At 67.8% G+C, this 14,943-nt stretch carries 14 protein-coding genes; 4 read left to right on the top strand and 10 right to left on the bottom strand.

Annotation, left to right across the window (positions count from 1 at the left end; genetic code table 11):
- The first annotated feature begins 50 nt into the window (after nt 1-50).
- Together ACQ5J0_RS10610 and ACQ5J0_RS10605 are read left to right on the top strand one after the other, a co-directional pair.
- The gene (locus ACQ5J0_RS10610; RefSeq protein WP_462567453.1) at nt 51-2,222 is read left to right on the top strand and encodes an RNA degradosome polyphosphate kinase; all 2,172 of its coding nucleotides are present in this window, start codon (nt 51-53) and stop codon (nt 2,220-2,222) included.
- Nucleotides 2,219-3,733 (top strand): Ppx/GppA phosphatase family protein, encoded by a 1,515-nt coding sequence (locus tag ACQ5J0_RS10605; protein WP_462567452.1) that lies wholly within the window; start codon nt 2,219-2,221, stop codon nt 3,731-3,733. The genes ACQ5J0_RS10610 and ACQ5J0_RS10605 overlap by 4 nt, the downstream gene beginning before the upstream one ends.
- A 20-nt stretch (nt 3,734-3,753) precedes the next feature.
- Here the strand turns inward: ACQ5J0_RS10605 and apaG are convergent, their stop codons facing one another.
- Complete coding sequence (gene apaG / locus ACQ5J0_RS10600) at nt 3,754-4,152, bottom strand: Co2+/Mg2+ efflux protein ApaG (protein ID WP_462570098.1); 399 nt, start codon at nt 4,150-4,152, stop codon at nt 3,754-3,756.
- Between the two features lie 233 nt (nt 4,153-4,385).
- On the opposite strand from apaG, the gene ACQ5J0_RS10595 reads away from it, so the two are divergent.
- On the top strand, nt 4,386-4,799 hold the full coding sequence (locus ACQ5J0_RS10595; protein ID WP_462567451.1) for a DUF6628 family protein: 414 nt from the start codon (nt 4,386-4,388) through the stop codon (nt 4,797-4,799).
- A 156-nt stretch (nt 4,800-4,955) separates the two neighbouring features.
- Here ACQ5J0_RS10595 and ACQ5J0_RS10590 read toward each other — a convergent pair whose 3' ends face one another.
- Nucleotides 4,956-6,161, bottom strand: coding sequence for a trans-sulfuration enzyme family protein (locus ACQ5J0_RS10590; RefSeq protein WP_462567450.1), 1,206 nt, complete (start codon nt 6,159-6,161; stop codon nt 4,956-4,958).
- Between the two features lie 120 nt (nt 6,162-6,281).
- The gene (locus tag ACQ5J0_RS10585) at nt 6,282-6,500 is read right to left on the bottom strand and encodes a hypothetical protein (protein ID WP_462567449.1); all 219 of its coding nucleotides are present in this window, start codon (nt 6,498-6,500) and stop codon (nt 6,282-6,284) included.
- A 215-nt stretch (nt 6,501-6,715) separates the two neighbouring features.
- On the opposite strand from ACQ5J0_RS10585, the gene ACQ5J0_RS10580 reads away from it, so the two are divergent.
- Nucleotides 6,716-8,002: a phospholipid carrier-dependent glycosyltransferase gene (locus tag ACQ5J0_RS10580; protein ID WP_462567448.1), complete on the top strand. Its 1,287-nt coding sequence runs from the start codon at nt 6,716-6,718 to the stop codon at nt 8,000-8,002.
- Nucleotides 8,003-8,019: 17 nt separating this feature from the next.
- On the opposite strand, the gene ACQ5J0_RS10575 is transcribed toward ACQ5J0_RS10580, so the two are convergent.
- The 7 genes from ACQ5J0_RS10575 to ACQ5J0_RS10545 all read right to left on the bottom strand — a co-directional run bounded on the left by ACQ5J0_RS10575 (nt 8,020) and on the right by ACQ5J0_RS10545 (nt 14,830).
- Entirely contained in the window at nt 8,020-9,150 is a 1,131-nt protein-coding gene (locus ACQ5J0_RS10575) for a glycosyltransferase (RefSeq protein ID WP_462567447.1), read from the bottom strand.
- A gap of 32 nt (nt 9,151-9,182) precedes the next feature.
- Complete coding sequence (leuB, locus tag ACQ5J0_RS10570) at nt 9,183-10,253, bottom strand: 3-isopropylmalate dehydrogenase (RefSeq protein ID WP_462567446.1); 1,071 nt, start codon at nt 10,251-10,253, stop codon at nt 9,183-9,185.
- A 4-nt stretch (nt 10,254-10,257) separates the two neighbouring features.
- Entirely contained in the window at nt 10,258-10,929 is a 672-nt protein-coding gene (recO, locus tag ACQ5J0_RS10565; RefSeq protein WP_462567445.1) for a DNA repair protein RecO, read from the bottom strand.
- A gap of 52 nt (nt 10,930-10,981) precedes the next feature.
- Nucleotides 10,982-11,227, bottom strand: coding sequence for an accessory factor UbiK family protein (locus ACQ5J0_RS10560; RefSeq protein WP_462567443.1), 246 nt, complete (start codon nt 11,225-11,227; stop codon nt 10,982-10,984).
- 55 nt (nt 11,228-11,282) lie between these two features.
- Nucleotides 11,283-11,846 (bottom strand): TspO/MBR family protein, encoded by a 564-nt coding sequence (locus tag ACQ5J0_RS10555; protein ID WP_462567442.1) that lies wholly within the window; start codon nt 11,844-11,846, stop codon nt 11,283-11,285.
- Nucleotides 11,847-11,976: 130 nt separating this feature from the next.
- Nucleotides 11,977-13,341 carry a glutathione-disulfide reductase gene (gorA, locus tag ACQ5J0_RS10550; RefSeq protein WP_462567441.1) on the bottom strand — a complete coding sequence of 455 codons (1,365 nt, stop codon included), beginning with the start codon at nt 13,339-13,341 and terminating at the stop codon, nt 11,977-11,979.
- Nucleotides 13,342-13,423: 82 nt separating this feature from the next.
- A complete protein-coding gene (locus tag ACQ5J0_RS10545) occupies nt 13,424-14,830 on the bottom strand; it encodes a DEAD/DEAH box helicase (protein WP_462567440.1) in 1,407 nt (468 codons plus the stop codon).
- Nucleotides 14,831-14,943: the final 113 nt, after the last annotated feature.

The following is a 14,943-nucleotide window of genomic DNA, read 5'->3' as shown; positions in this document are numbered from 1 at the left end:
GCGCGCAGCGTTACCAGCGCCGCCGCAACGAGAGGAGCCCGACCCCAGCGATGAACGCGCCCGAGAAGATCGCGCCTATCCCGACGTATGATTCGCCCGCCGAGCGCTACGTCAACCGCGAGCTGAGCTGGCTGAGCTTCAACCGCCGGGTCCTCGCCGAGAGCGAGAACCCGCGCTATCCGCTGCTCGAGCGGTTGCGGTTCCTGTCGATCTCGGCGAGCAATCTCGACGAGTTCACCATGGTCCGCATCGCCGGGCTCGAGGGCCAGATGCAGCGCGGGATCGAGACCACCGGGATCGACGGCCGCTCGCCGCGCCAGCAGCTCGAGGCGATCCGCGAACAGGTGCTCGCGGTGGAGGATCGCCAGCAGGCCAGCCTGCGCAGGCTGCAGGGGCTGCTGCGCGAGGAAGGCATCCTCATCGCCGATGTCGCGGAACTGGGCGAGGACCAGCAGGCCTGGCTGGAGACCTATTTCACCACCGACATCCTGCCGCTGATCACCCCGCAGGCGATCGATCCGGCGCATCCTTTCCCCTTCGTCCAGAACATGGGGATGGGCGCGCTGTTCCGCCTCAAGCGCGCCAAGCCCAAGCTCGAGCTGATGGAGATGGTGCTGATCCCCAGCGCCGCGCCGCGCTTCGTCCGCCTGCCGGGCCAGCATGCGGTCTATGTCGCGGTCGAGAAGCTGATCGTCCATTTCGCGCGCGAGATCTTCCCGGGCTTCAAGATCCTGGGCGACGGCATGTTCCGGGTTCTGCGCGACAGCGACATCGAGGTCGAGGACGAGGCCGAGGATCTGGTGCGCTATTACCGCACCGCGATCCAACGCCGCCGCCGCGGCCGCGCGGTGCTGCTCGAGCTCGACGAGGATTGCGACGCGCAGGCCGAGACGCTGCTGCGCGAGGAGTTCAACGTCGACAGCGCGATGGTGGTCAAGTCGGACGGGATGCTGGGTCTGCGCGAATTGAGCGCGATCTGCCGCGAACCCCGCCCCGATCTCAAATTCCCCCCGTTCAGCCCGCGCTTCCCCGAACGCATCCTCGAGCATGACGGCGACTGCTTCTCGGCGATCAAGGCCAAGGACATCGTGATCCACCACCCCTACGAGAGCTTCGAGGTGGTGGTCGATTTCCTGCGCCAGGCGGCGACCGACCCCAATGTCGTCTCGATCAAGCAGACGCTCTACCGCGCGGGCGACCAGTCGCCGGTGATCGCGGCGCTGATCGACGCCGCGCAGAACGGCAAGGCGGTGACCGCGGTGGTCGAGCTCAAAGCGCGGTTCGACGAGGAGCGCAACATCCGCTGGGCGAGCGAGCTCGAACGCGCGGGCGTGCAGGTGATCTACGGCTTCATGGAACTCAAGACCCACGCCAAGATCAGCCTGGTCGTGCGGCGCGAGGAGGACGGCTACCGCACCTATTGCCACTTCGGGACCGGAAACTACCACCCGATCAACGCCAAGATCTACACCGACCTCAGCTTCTTCACCGCCGATCCGGCGCTGGGGCGCGATGCCGCCAAGGTGTTCAACTACGTCACCGGCTATGTCGAACCCACCGGGGTCGAGAAGATCGCGGTCTCGCCGCTCAATCTGAGCGAGCGGCTGTTCGAGCTGATCGATCGCGAGATCGCCAATGCCGGCGCGGGCCGCCCCGCCGGCATCTGGGTCAAGCTCAACTCGATCACCAACCGCCCGATGATCGACAAGCTCTACGAGGCGAGCCAGGCGGGGGTCGAGATCCGCATGGTGATCCGCGGGATCTGTTCGCTGCGCGCCGGGCTGCCCGGCCTGTCGGAGAACATCCAGGTCAAATCGATCATCGGCCGGTTCCTCGAACACAGCCGGATCTGGTGCTTCGCCAACGGCAAGGACCTGCCCAGCCGCCAGGCGGAGGTCTATATCACCTCCGCCGATGCGATGAGCCGCAATCTCGACCGCCGGGTCGAGGTGATGGTGCCGATCACCAACAAGACCGTCCACGATCAGGTGCTGGGCCAGGTGATGCTGGCCAATATGCTCGACACCGAGCAGAGCTGGGAGCTGTGCCCCAACGGCCAGTACGAGCGGATGCGCGAAGACGCGGCCGGGGACGGCGCAGGGGGCGATGGCTTCAACTGCCACCAGTATTTCATGAGCAACCCTTCGCTGTCGGGCCGCGGCGCGGCACTGGAAGCGGGTGCGGTCCCGCGGCTCAAACTTAAGGATCAGGACAAAGCGTGAGCAAGAACGTAAAAATCCGCCGCGAGCGGCGCCTCGTCCATGCCCCGAGCGCGGTGATCGATATCGGCTCCAACACCGTGCGCCTGGTGATCTACGAGGGATCGCCGCGGGCGCCGCGGGTGGTCTGGAACGAGAAGGTCGCCGCGCGGCTGGGCCGCGACCTGTCCACCACCGGACTGATCCCCGACGAGGCTTCGGATGAGGCGATCCGCGCGCTTGCGCGGTTCGCGCTGCTGATCGAGGATCTCGATATCGGCGATGTCCAGACGGTCGCCACCGCCGCCGCGCGCGATGCAAGCAATGGCGCGGAGTTTCTGGCCAAGGTCGCCGATCTCGGGCTCGAACCCCGCCTGCTCTCGGGCGAGGACGAGGCCGAAGCCGCCGCGATGGGCACCATCGGTGCCTTCCCCGGAGCGGAGGGCGTGGTCGCCGATCTGGGGGGCGGCAGCCTCGAGCTGGTCTCGGTCGCGGAAGGCAGGAGCCATCACGCCACCAGCCTGCCGCTGGGCACGCTGCGGCTGCCCGCGCTGCGCGCCGGATCGGACAGGAAATTCGACAAGACCGTCCGCACTGCAATCGCCGAAGCCGGCTGGGCCGCCGCGCATCCCGGCCCGCTCTACATGGTCGGCGGCACCTGGCGCGCCTTTGCCGCCTATGCGATGCGCAAGCACGATTTCCCGCTGACCGATCCGCACGGCTATTGGCTCGACACCGAGACCGCTGACAAGCTCGCCGCCGAAGCGATGACCGCTTCGCCCGACAAGCTGGCGACAATGTCGGGCATCAGTTCGATGCGCGCGGGCTATATTCCCGATGCCGCCGCGATGCTGCGCCCGCTGCTCGACGAATTGCAGCCCGAGGGGCTGATCTTCTCCTCATGGGGCCTGCGCGAAGGCTTGCTGTTCTCGCGGCTCGAGGAACTGCAGCGGACCAAGGACCCGCTGCTGGCGGGGGTCGCCGATTTCGCCGAGATGCACGGCGCCTCGATCACCCATGCGGCGATGCTGGCGGCGTGGAGCGTCGAGCTGGCCGATGGCAAGGGCCGCAGCCGAGGCAACGAGCGGCTGCGGCTGGCGAGCGCGCAGCTGGCCGCCGCGCTGCACCGGGTCGAGCCGAATCTGCGCTACAATCACGCGCTCGAATGGGCGCTCGACAAGCGCTGGATCGGCTGCGACGCGCGCAGCCGCGCGATGCTCTGCGCCTCGCTGATCGGCAGCATGGGCCGCAGCGCCATCCCCGACCGGTTGCGCAGCCTCGCCAGCGACAGCGATCTGTGCGAGGCGGTCACCTGGGGGCTGGGGTTCAAGCTGGCACGGCGGCTGGGCGCGGCTTCGCGGGTCTCGATGATCAGCAGCGCGCTGATCCGCAAGAAAAAGCGGCTGATCCTGCGGCTCGACCCCAGCCGCGCGCCGCTGGGCAATTATCCGGTGACCAAGGATCTCGAGATCCTCGCCAACTTCCTCGAGCTGGAACCCAAGATCAAGATCGGGGCGGTCGAACCCGGGGACTGAGCCCCGCGCCGGTCCGGATCTCAGTTCGCGGTGGCGGGGGCCGCGAGCGGGAAGAAGGGTATCCGCACTTCGAGCGGGGAGCCGTCCTCGGCGTCGAAAGTGTAGAAGCCTTCCATCGAGCCGTGCGGCGTATCGAGCGGGCAGCCCGAGACATAGTCGTGCGCCTGCCCGGGGGCGAGCACCGGCTGTTCGCCGACCACGCCCGCGCCATCGACGATGCTCACCCCGCCGCGCCCGTCGGTGATCCGCCAGTGGCGGTTGCGCAATTGCACGGTCCGGTCGGAACCGTTCTCGATCCGGATGTGATAGACCCAGAACCAGCGTGCGGATTCGGGCTGTGACTGTTCGGGCAGAAAACTGGCGGCGACGCGCACGGTAATTCCGTGGGTCATCGCGGCATGGGGAAAAAGAGCTTTGATCACCCCGCCAAGGTAGCGTGTGTGGCGCGCGCGACAAGGGGCGAGGCAGTTTGGGCGGGGCGGTTTCGGTCATGCCGCCGGAACGGTCGGTCGCAGGGTGACCGGGACGGAGACGCCGCGGCGACCCGTTCGAGGCGTGCTCCCGGCGGGGGTTATCCCCAGGCCCTTCTTGCCCGCCGCTTTATGCCTTGCGAATGACTTGCATTAGCATAGGATGGCAGCAAGGAGATCGCATGGACCATTCGGATGATTCGACCACACTCGACCTTCCCCTCCCCGCACGCCGCGAGCGCACGCTTGGGCTGGTGCTGATCCGGCGGATGGCCGGGCACGGGCTGCAGGATTCGCGCGCGGCGATGCTGGCGATGGATGCCGCCGGGCCGGGCTTTCCCAAGCTGCTGGTGGTGGCGCGCGCGCTGGTGCTCGAACTGGCGCGAACCTCGCGCCGGCGGATCCTGCTCGCGCCCTGCTGCGCCGCCGGGATGACCCGCGACGAGGGGCTGCTGGTGGACATGATCGCCGGCGGCGGGCTCGAACTGCACGCCGCGCTCACCGACGATGCGCCCTGCACCACCGCGCTCTCGACCGCGCGGGCGCTGGGCCGCGAGCTCGAACGGGTGGCGCTGCGCAACGGCTGGCGGCGCTAGATCGGGACGACATAAAACGGAAATCTCCCCTCCCCTCGGGGAGGGGCGGGGGAGCGCGCCGCAGGCGCGCGTCCAGGCCATTGGCGCGGTACACCCCCACCCAGCCTCCCCCTCAAGGGGGAGGAGCAGGTCGGGTCGATCCAAAATCGTCGAACTCTAGAACCCGGCGGCACTCAGCGCGCGGTCGATATCCTCGGTGATGTCGGCGATGTCTTCGAGCCCGACATTGATCCGCAGCAGCCCCTCGGTCACTCCCATTTCCGTGCGCGCCTCCGCGCTCATGCCGGCGTGGGTGGTGCTGGCGGGGTGACACATCAGGCTGCGCGCATCGCCGATATTGTTCGAGATATCGACCAGTTCGAGCGCGTCGAGCAGCGCGAAAGCCTTTGCACGGTCGCCGACATCGAAAGCGAAGATCGGGCCGAATGCGTCCATTTGCCGCGCGGCCAATTCGTGGCGCGGGTGGCTGGGCAGGCCGGGGTGGAGCATCCGGGGACCGCGGTCCTCGATGAAGCGGCCGAGTTCGAGCGCGTTCTCGCTCTGGCGATGCGCGCGCAGGCCCAGCGTCTCCAGCCCCTTGAGCACCACCCAGGCGTTGAACGGCGCGCAATTGGGGCCGGTGTTGCGTTGGAACGGGAGCAGCACTTCCTCGATCCATTCGCTGCTGCCGCAGACCGCGCCCGCGAGCACCCTGCCCTGCCCGTCCATCAGCTTGGTGGCGCTGTAGGCCACCACGTCGGCGCCGAATTCCATCGGCCGCTGCAGCGCGCTGGTGGCGAAGGCGTTGTCGACCACGCTGGTGATGCCATGCGCCTTCGCGAGCCCGCAGACATGGGCGAGATCGACCACGTCGAGCGTGGGATTGGCGGGAGTCTCGAAGAAGAACACCTTGGTGTTGGGGCGGATCGCGCGCTCCCATTCCGCGTCCACCGCGCTGTCGATCACGGTGGTTGCGATCCCGAACTTGGGGAGCAGATTGTCGACCAGCCAGCGGCACGAGCCGAAGGCGGCGCGCGCGGCGACGACATGGTCGCCGGTCTCGAGCTGGCACAGCAGCGCCGCGGTCATCGCCGCCATCCCGCTGGCCTGCGCGCGGCAGGCCTCGGCGCCTTCCATCAGCGCGATCCGCTCCTCGAGCATGGCGACGGTGGGGTTCTGCAACCGCGAATAGGTCATGCCCTGCTCGTCGCCGGCGAAGCGCGCGGCAGGAGTTGCGGCATCGGGGTAGGTGTAGCCCGAGGTGAGGAACAGCGCCTCGCTGGTCTCGCCGTGTTCGGAGCGCCAGGTCCCGCCGCGCACGGCCTGGGTCGCGGGGCGCCAGTGGCGGGTGATCGAGCGGTCGGTTCCGGTGGTCTGTTTCATCGCGCGCCTGTCTAGGCAGCGCATGGCGCTGCGGCAAGCCGCTGCCGCGATGATGGGCGGAACCACGAAAAAGGGGCGGAGAGTTGCCTCTCCGCCCCCGTATTTCGCAAACCCGAAAGCTTACGGGCTGACGGCTTCATCGTCATTGTCATCGGCGATCAGAACGATGCCGAGGATCACGGCGGCAGCCGCCACGATCCCGATGATGAGGCCCGAACCGCCGGCGGCCATTTCGCTTTCGCCATCGACCGGAGCCGAATAACGCTCGGCAGCGGCAACCGGCGCAGCGATCATCGCAGCGGCGGCGGCAGCACCAAGAACTGTTGCAGTCTTCTTCATAGTGGAACTCCACGCATTGCAGTCGGACGGCGGTATTTTAACGGTGCGACTCGCGTCGCTCGGCCCTTCCGCCTTGGCCTTGGCGACTTGCTAGAGCTGTAGCATGACATAATCGTGGCGAAACTGTGTTTCTGCCAGGCGGGGCGCAGTTGCGGCGAAACCTGTGGTTGTTTCGCCACTTGAACGGCGCCCCTCCGCCAATTAAGCCCGCCGCGATGACAAGCTCCGCCAGGCCCGACCACGATCCGCGCGCCTGGTGCATGGCGCTGACGCTCGGCTTCTGGCTGGTCTGCCTGATCCGGCTCGGTATTCCGACCGCCCCCTATTTCGACGAGGTCCACTACCTTCCCGCGGCGCGCGAACTGCTGGCGCTGGGCGAGTTCACCAACCGCGAGCATCCGCTGCTGGGCAAGCAATTGCTCGCGCTGGGGATCGCGCTGCTGGGCGACAATCCCTGGGGCTGGCGGCTGGTGCCGACGCTTTTCGGCGCGCTGGCGCTCTACGCCGCGATGCGCGCGCTGTGGCACGCGACGCTCAGCCGCTTCGCCACGCTCGCCTATGGCGCGCTGCTTGGGACCGGTTTCCTGCTCTATGTCCACGCCCGGATCCCGATGCTCGACGTGTTCCACATCGCCTTCCTCGCGCTTGCTTTCTGGCAATGCGCAGGCGCGATGCGCGAGCCCGAGACCGGACGGTGGCGGCTGGCGCTGGCAGGCGCGGCGCTGGGGCTGTCGATGGCCGCCAAGTGGAACGCGCTGGTGCTGGCCCCGGTCCCCGGCCTGGTCTTTCTCGTCATGCGCGCCAGGGCGGGTCGCCGCCGGCTGCTGCTCAGCCGCCGCGGCGCGCCGGTGCCGGGGATCACGCTGCTCGAGGCGGCGCTGTGGCTCGGGCTGGTGCCGCTACTGGTCTATGCCGCCACCTATCTGCCCGCCTTCTGGTTCGAGCGCGGCGCGATCGGCAGCCCCGACGGACCCGCCGATCTGATCGCCCACCATATCGCGATGCTCGGGATGCAGTCGGGCGTCACCCAGCCGCATCCCTATTCGAGCCAGTGGCTGCAATGGCTGCTCAACGCGCGCGGGATCTGGTTTCTTTACGAGGTCATCGACGGGGCGCAGCGCGGCATCCTGCTGATCGGCAATCCGCTGACCATGCTGCTCGGCCTGCCCGCGCTGGTCTGGGCCGCATGGCGCGGCATCGCCCGGCGCGACGGCGTGTTGCTGGCACCGGTCTGGCTCTATACTCTGACGCTGGGGTTCTGGGCGGTCGCGGACAAGCCGGTGCAGTTCTATTACCATTACCTGCTGCCGAGCATGTTCCTGCTGGCGGCGCTGGCGCTGGCGCTGGATGCGCTGTGGCAGGCGGGACGGCGCTGGCTCGCACTCCTGCCGCTGGCGGGGAGTGTCGCATTCTTCGTCTATTTCTACCCCATCCTCAGCGCCGCACCGCTGGATGGCGAGATGGCCTTCCTGCAATGGGCCTGGCTGCCCGGCTGGCGCTGAAGGGCCCGCCCTATGCCTCAGTAGCGGCCCCAGACGAAGCGGCTCGACAGCGCGTAGTTCCACACCGAGCCGATCGCGATCCCGACCAGCGCCGCGGCCACTTCGTGCAGGCCGCGGTCGAACAGAGTGGTCGCCACCGCGACATTGGCGAAGGCGCCCACCGAACAGGCGGCGATGAAGCTGAGCCAGCCGCGCAGCACTGCGCCCGGCGTGGTCAGCCGCCGGTCGCGGTAGGTGAGAAAATTGTTGAGCCAGAAATTGAAGGTCATCGCCCCGAAGGTCGCGATCGCCTGCGCCCAGGGGAATGCCGTCCCCGCAGTCAGCAGGAACAGATAGAGCAGCGCCATATGCACCAGCACGCCGAGCGCACCGACGGTGCCGAACATGGCGAAGCGGGTCGGGATCAGCCGCCCGAAACTCTTGTCGTAGAGCCCGGCGAGGAAATCGAACGCGATCGCGCGATCGAGCTTGGATTCGCCCGAGCGGCGCGCGGAGAAATTCATCGGGACATCCTTCACGGTGAGGCTCCGCTCGCTGGTGGCGAGCAGGTCGAGCAGGATCTTGAAGCCGATCGCCGAGAGTCGCGGCGCGAGTTCGCGCGCGGTCGCGGTGCGGAGCAGGAAATAGCCGCTCATCGGATCGGTCAGCTCGACCCCGGTGAGCTTGCGCGCGAGCGTGTTGGCGATCCCCGAGAGCCTCTCGCGGTCGGGCCGCCCCCATCCTTCGGTGCTCGCCCCGACGGCGAAGCGGCTCGCGACCGCCACATCCGCCTCGCCCGAACGCACCGCGTCGAGCATGGGGACGAGCAATTGCGGATCGTGCTGGTGGTCGGCGTCCATCACCGCGGCAAAGGGCGCGGCGGTGGCGCAGAAGCCCTCGATCGCGGCGGAGGACAGGCCGCGGCGACCGATCCGCTGGATTACGCGCAGACGAGGGTCGGTCAGCGCCAGCCGGCGGGCTTCCTCGGCGGTGCCATCGGCGGAATTGTCGTCCACGACCAGCACTTCCCAGCCCGCAGGACCGAGCGCCTGCTCGATCCGCGCGACCAGCGGCGCGAGATTGTCGCGCTCGTTGAGCGTGGGCAGGATGATGGCGAGTTCGAGCGCGGCCATGGTCGATCGGATCGGGACGGGCGCGGCGGAGGACATGTCCATGACCAGACCCGCCTAGCGCCCAAATCTCAAGATAGGCTTAGCAGATTGCTAACCAGCGCCGCAGCGATGGTGTCGGTCGAGGCCTCGCCGCCGAGATCGGCGCCCAGCACCCCGCCGGCCAGCGTCTGCGCCACGGCACGCTCGACCCGGCCCGCATCGCCCTCGCGCCCGAGCGAATGGCGCAGCAGCATCGCCAGGCTGAGGATCGCGGCGAGGGGGTTGGCCCTGCCCTGCCCCGCGATATCGGGCGCGCTGCCGTGGATCGGCTCGTAAAGCCCGAAAGTGCCGTGGTCGGTGGTGCGCTCGCCGAGGCTGGCGCTGGGGAGCAGACCGATCGACCCGACCACCGCGCTGGCCTGATCGGAGAGGATATCGCCGAACAGATTGCCGGTCAGGATCACGTCGAACTGGCCCGGCGCGCGGACCATCTGCATGGCGGCGTTGTCGACATAAAGATGGTCGAGACGGATCTCGGGATAATCGCGCCCGACCTCGATCACGGTCTCGCGCCAGATCCGGCTGGTCTCAAGGACATTGGCCTTGTCGACGCTGGTCACCCGGCCGCGGCGCTTGCCCGCCGCCTGGAACGCGGTGTGCGCGATCCGGCGGACCTCGCTCTTGCTATAGGACATCGAATCCCAGCCCTCGCGCTCGCCCGCCTCGGTGGTGCGCTCGCCCTTGGCGCCGAAATAGACATCGCCGTTCAATTCGCGGACCACCAGCAGATCGATCCCGCGCGCCAGTTCGGACTTGAGCGGCGAAAGGTCTTCCAGACCGGGCCAGCCCGCGGCGGGGCGCAGATTGGCGAACAGGCCAAGTTCGGCGCGCAGGCCCAGGATCGCCGCCTCGGGGCGGTGCTCGCGCGGCAGCGTGTCGCCTTCGGGATCGCCCACCGCGCCAAACAGCACCGCATCGGCGGCGCGCGCCATTTCGAGCGTCTCGAGAGGGAGCGGGTGGCCGTGGCGGCGATAGGCCGCCATGCCGACATCACCCTCGAACAGCACGAGGCCGGGCAGCGCCAGCGCGTCGAGCACCTGGCGCGCGGCAGCGGTAACCTCGGGGCCGATCCCGTCGCCGGGCAATAGCGCGATCTTCATGGTGTCAGCTTTCCCCCCTGCTGTCCGATTGGCCATCCATTCTGGCGAGCCTCTCGCACAGCTGCCTGCGCGCCGCCATAACGTCGGCGCGGGTCTCGGCAATCAGGTATCGGGCGACCGGCCGCTCGAGCCGAGCCAGAATTTCCAGCCCCGAAGCAAGATCGGCTATCGCGGGCCGGCCCCGATACCAATTTGCGTCTCCGGCGCCATCGGCATTCCTCGCCTCGTCTCCGCCATAGCCCATCTCGCGCAGCAGCAGCGTCTCATAGGCGACCAGCCCCTCGACCCAGCCGCGCGCCGAGGGCGCCGAGCAGATCGCGTCGAGCAGGCCCGCGAGCGCGGCGTGGACCGCCGGATAGGCCTGGCGTTCGGGGAGCGCGGTGGCGGTCAGCGCACAGGTCCAGGCGATCGCCGCGGCGGGGAGCGGCTCGCTCAGCCACGGTCCGCGGCTGGCGGTGAGTTCGAGCCGGGCAAAGGGCAGCTGACCTTCGGATTTGGAGCGGATATCGGCCATCACGAGGTTGCCCGGCATGACGACGGGACGCAGCAGCCGCCCGCGGCCGCCCGCGACATAGGCCGCAACCAGACCGGCCTCGGCGGTCAACATCCGGGCGATGACCGCAGTCTCGCCCTGCGGTCTCGAAGCGACGACGATGGCGGGTGCGCGAAGCTGCATCGACGGAGCGCGTCAGGCGCTGCCGGCGCAGAGACCCGCGCCGAACCTCGCGTTAGGGATTGCGGGCTTCCAGCGCGGTGATCCGCGCGGAGAGCTTCTCGGTCTCCTCGCGGGCCTTCGCAGCCATGGTCTTAACCGCGTCGAATTCCTCGCGGGTGACGAAATCCATCCCCCCGAAGGCCTCCTTGGCGCGTTCGCGCGCGGACTCGCGCGCCTCGCGGGTCATCCCCGCAAAGGTTCCGGCGGCCGAATTGGCCAGTTTGACGAAATCGGCGATGAGCGGGTTCTGGCTTTGCATGGCGCTGAGATGGGCGCGGCGGAAGCGATTGTCCAGAGGGTGACGCCGGCCGGCGCTAGCCGCCGATCCGGACGCGTTCGACCGCGCCGCCGGTCTCGCCATCGCCGGTGCCATCGGCCTCGGGATTGAGCTGGAGGAACTGGTAGTTGAGCGCGAAGGCGAACAGCACCCAGACGAGATAGGGCAACAGCAGCACGCCTGCGAGCCGGCGGATTCGCCAGAACAGCACGATCACCGCAATGAGCGTCAGCGCCACCAGCCCGATCACCAGCAGCCCGCCCGCGATCTGCTGCATCCCGAAGAACACCGGGGTCCAGGCGAGATTGAAGACGAAATGGACCGCGAACACAGTCAGCGCCAGCGTTCGTCCACGCGCGCCCCAGGCGGCGCAGACCAGCGCCAGCGCAAGGCCGATCATCACATAGAGGATCGTCCAGACGATCCCGAAGGCGGCGGGCGGTGGGTAGATGCCGGGCTTGTCGAGACCGGCGAACCAGGCGGTGTCGGGGCCGCTCGACTGCCCGGCGAGAAAGCCGAGCAGCACGATCAGCGGGACGGTGAACAGCGCCCAACGGATGAAACTCGCGCGCAATTGTCCGCGCGAAGCCAGCATGTTCATGCAATTTTCCCCGTTATCCCGATTCGTTGCCTCGGGTTTAACCCTGTGCGGGCGCGCAAGGCAATCGACTGGCACCAATGCGTCGCGTGCCGGGACGGCGGGTTTATCGGGCCTGCGAGGCCGCGCGCGCTCAACGCAGCAGGACCAGTTCCTCGGCCATGGTCGGATGGATCGCGGTGGTGGCGTCGAAATCGGCCTTGGTCAGCCCCGCCTTGACCGCGATCGCCGCCGCCTGCATCATCTCGGGCGCATCGGGGGCGATCATGTGGATGCCGACGATCTTGCCGCTGTCGCCGTCGCAGACCATCTTGAACAGCGAGCGTTCGTTGCGCCCCGCCAGCACGTTCTTCATCGGGCGGAAATCGGACAGATAGACCTTGACGCTGCCGAGCTTGTTCTTGGCCTCGCCCTCGGTCATGCCCACCGCCGCGATCGGCGGATGGCTGAAGACCGCGCTGGGGATGCAGGAATGGTCCACCGCGACCGGGTCGTGGCCGCCGAACACGGTGTCGGCGAAAGCCTGACCCTCGCGGATCGCGACCGGGGTGAGCTGGACGCGGTCGGTGACATCGCCCACCGCGTAGATGTGGTCGACATTGGTCTTGCTGAAGCGATCGACCACGATCTCGCCGCCCTCGCCCAGTTCGACACCCGCCTTGTCGAGCCCCAGCCCTTCGGTGTTGGGGATGCGGCCGACGGCGAACATCACCGTGTCGGCTTTCTCCTCCTCGCCGTCGGACAGCTTCACGTAGAAGCCGCCCTCGTCGCAGGGCTTGATGTATTCGAAGGTGGTGTTGAAGCGGAAGGTGATCCCCTTGGTGGTCGAGATCTGCAGCAGGCGGTCGCGCACCGCCTCGTCGTAGCTGCGCAGCAGGCGGTCGCCGCGATTGACGATATGCACGTCGCAGCCGAACTCGTTGAAGATGCCCGCGAATTCGTTGGCGATATAGCCGCCGCCCGCGATGATGATCTTTTTGGGCAATTCGTCGAGGTGGAACGCCTCGTTCGAGCTGATCGCATGTTCGGCGCCCTCGCACTCGGGCATGCGCGGGCGCGCCCCGGTGGCGATCAGGATATGGTTTGCGGTCACCACTCTGCCGCCTGCCAGCGTGATCTCGTGCGGGCCGGTGATCTCGGCGCGCTCCTTGAAGATGGTCACATCGTGGTTTTCGAGCGTGTCGGTATAGGCGCCCTCGAGGCGGGTGACGTCGTCGAGGACGTTGTCGCGCAGCGTCTTCCAGTTGAAGCGCTTGCCCTCGATTTCCCAGCCGAACCGCTGGCAGTCCTCGAGATCCTCGGCGAAATGCGCGCCATAGACGAGCATCTTCTTGGGGACGCAGCCGCGGATGACGCAGGTGCCGCCGACGCGGTGTTCCTCGGCGATTGCGACCCTCGCCCCATGCGCCGCGGCGACCCGGCTGGCGCGCACGCCGCCCGATCCGGCGCCGATGGTGAAGAGGTCGTAATCATAGTCGTCGGAAGATTGAAAGACCACGCGCGCGCTCCTTGGTGGGGGAGCGCGCGCTATGGCTTTCATCGGGTAGGTCGGCAACCCCGTGCAAGGGTTGCCTTAGAGGTTAGCGCGAAGCCTGGCTGCGTCCGCCGCGGCTGCGGTTGCGGTTCTGGCCACCCCCCGAGCTTCCGCCCGAACGCCCTTGGCCGCCGCCGTGGCCACCATCACCATCGCGGCGCGGCTTGCCGGCGCGCGAGGGATGCTTCTTGCCCGGCTGGCTGCCGCGCGACGGAGTGACCTGCGCGCGGCCCTGCTTCTGCTGGTGCTCGCGCTTGGTCGGACCGACGCCCTCGACCACCGCACGGAAATTCTCCGGCAGGTCGAGCCGTTCGAATTCGGCATCGGTGAGCTTGCGGATGTCCTTGAGATAGGCGCGCTCGTCCTCGGCGCACATCGCGATCGCGATGCCCTCGGCCCCGGCGCGCGCGGTGCGGCCGATCCGGTGGACATATTGCTCGGGCACGTTGGGCAGCTCGTAATTGATCACGTGGCTGACGCCGGGGATGTCGATCCCGCGCGCGGCGACATCGGTTGCCACCAGCACCGGGGTCTTGGCCCGCTTGAACTCGTCGAGCGCGCGTTCGCGCTGCGGCTGGCTCTTGTTGCCGTGGATCGCATTGGCGTTGATGCCGACCTGCGCCAGCTTCTTCACCACCCGGTCGCAGCCGTGCTTGGTGCGCGCGAACACGAGCACACGCTCGATCTTGCCGGGGATCTGGTGACGGCCCGAGAGGATCATCTCGAGCAGCGACTGCTTCTCTTCCTGCTGGACCATGTAGAGATACTGGTCGATCCGCTCGGCGGTGGTGCTTTCGGGCGTGACCGAGACCTGGACCGGGTTGCGGCAATATTTGCCGACCAGTTCCTTGATCGCCTTGGGCATGGTGGCCGAGAAGAACAGCGTCTGGCGCTCCTTGGGGACCAGCTCGCTGATCTTGCGCAGCGCGTGGATGAAGCCGAGGTCGAGCATCTGGTCGGCCTCGTCGAGGATGAGGATCTCGACGCTACCAAGGCCAATCGCCTTCTGGTCGATCAGATCGAGCAGCCGGCCCGGCGTGGCGACGAGGATGTCGGTGCCGCGGTGGAGCTTGTTGCGGTCCTTGTTGACCGAGGTCCCGCCGACGATGGAATGGACCTTGAGGCCCGCCAGCGCGCCGTAATCCTTGGCCGACTGGGCGATCTGCCCGGCCAGCTCGCGCGTCGGCGCGAGGATCAGCATGCGGCACGATTTGAACGGGGTCTGGTTGTCGGCGGCGCGCAGCCGGTCGATGCTGGGCAGCATGAACGCGGCGGTCTTGCCGGTGCCGGTCTGCGCGATGCCCATCAGGTCGCGCCCTTCGAGCACGGGCGGGATCGCCTGCGCCTGGATCGGGGTCGGGGTGGTGTAGCCCTGCAGGTCGAGCGCCTGGAGAACGGGCTGCGAAAGCCCGAGATCGGAGAACTGGACGGGCTGGTCGGAAGTCTGTGTCATGTGTCTGTAAACTCGTAATATGCGGCGCGCGCGCAGAGCCGGGACGGAGTCCAGACGGAATCCACGCGCGTCGCGGGTGTCAAAACGACCCGCGTGAAAAGGGAAGTCTTTGG

Source organism: Qipengyuania sp. SM2512 (assembly GCF_054954005.1).
This window is presented reverse-complemented; position numbering and strand designations above follow the sequence as displayed.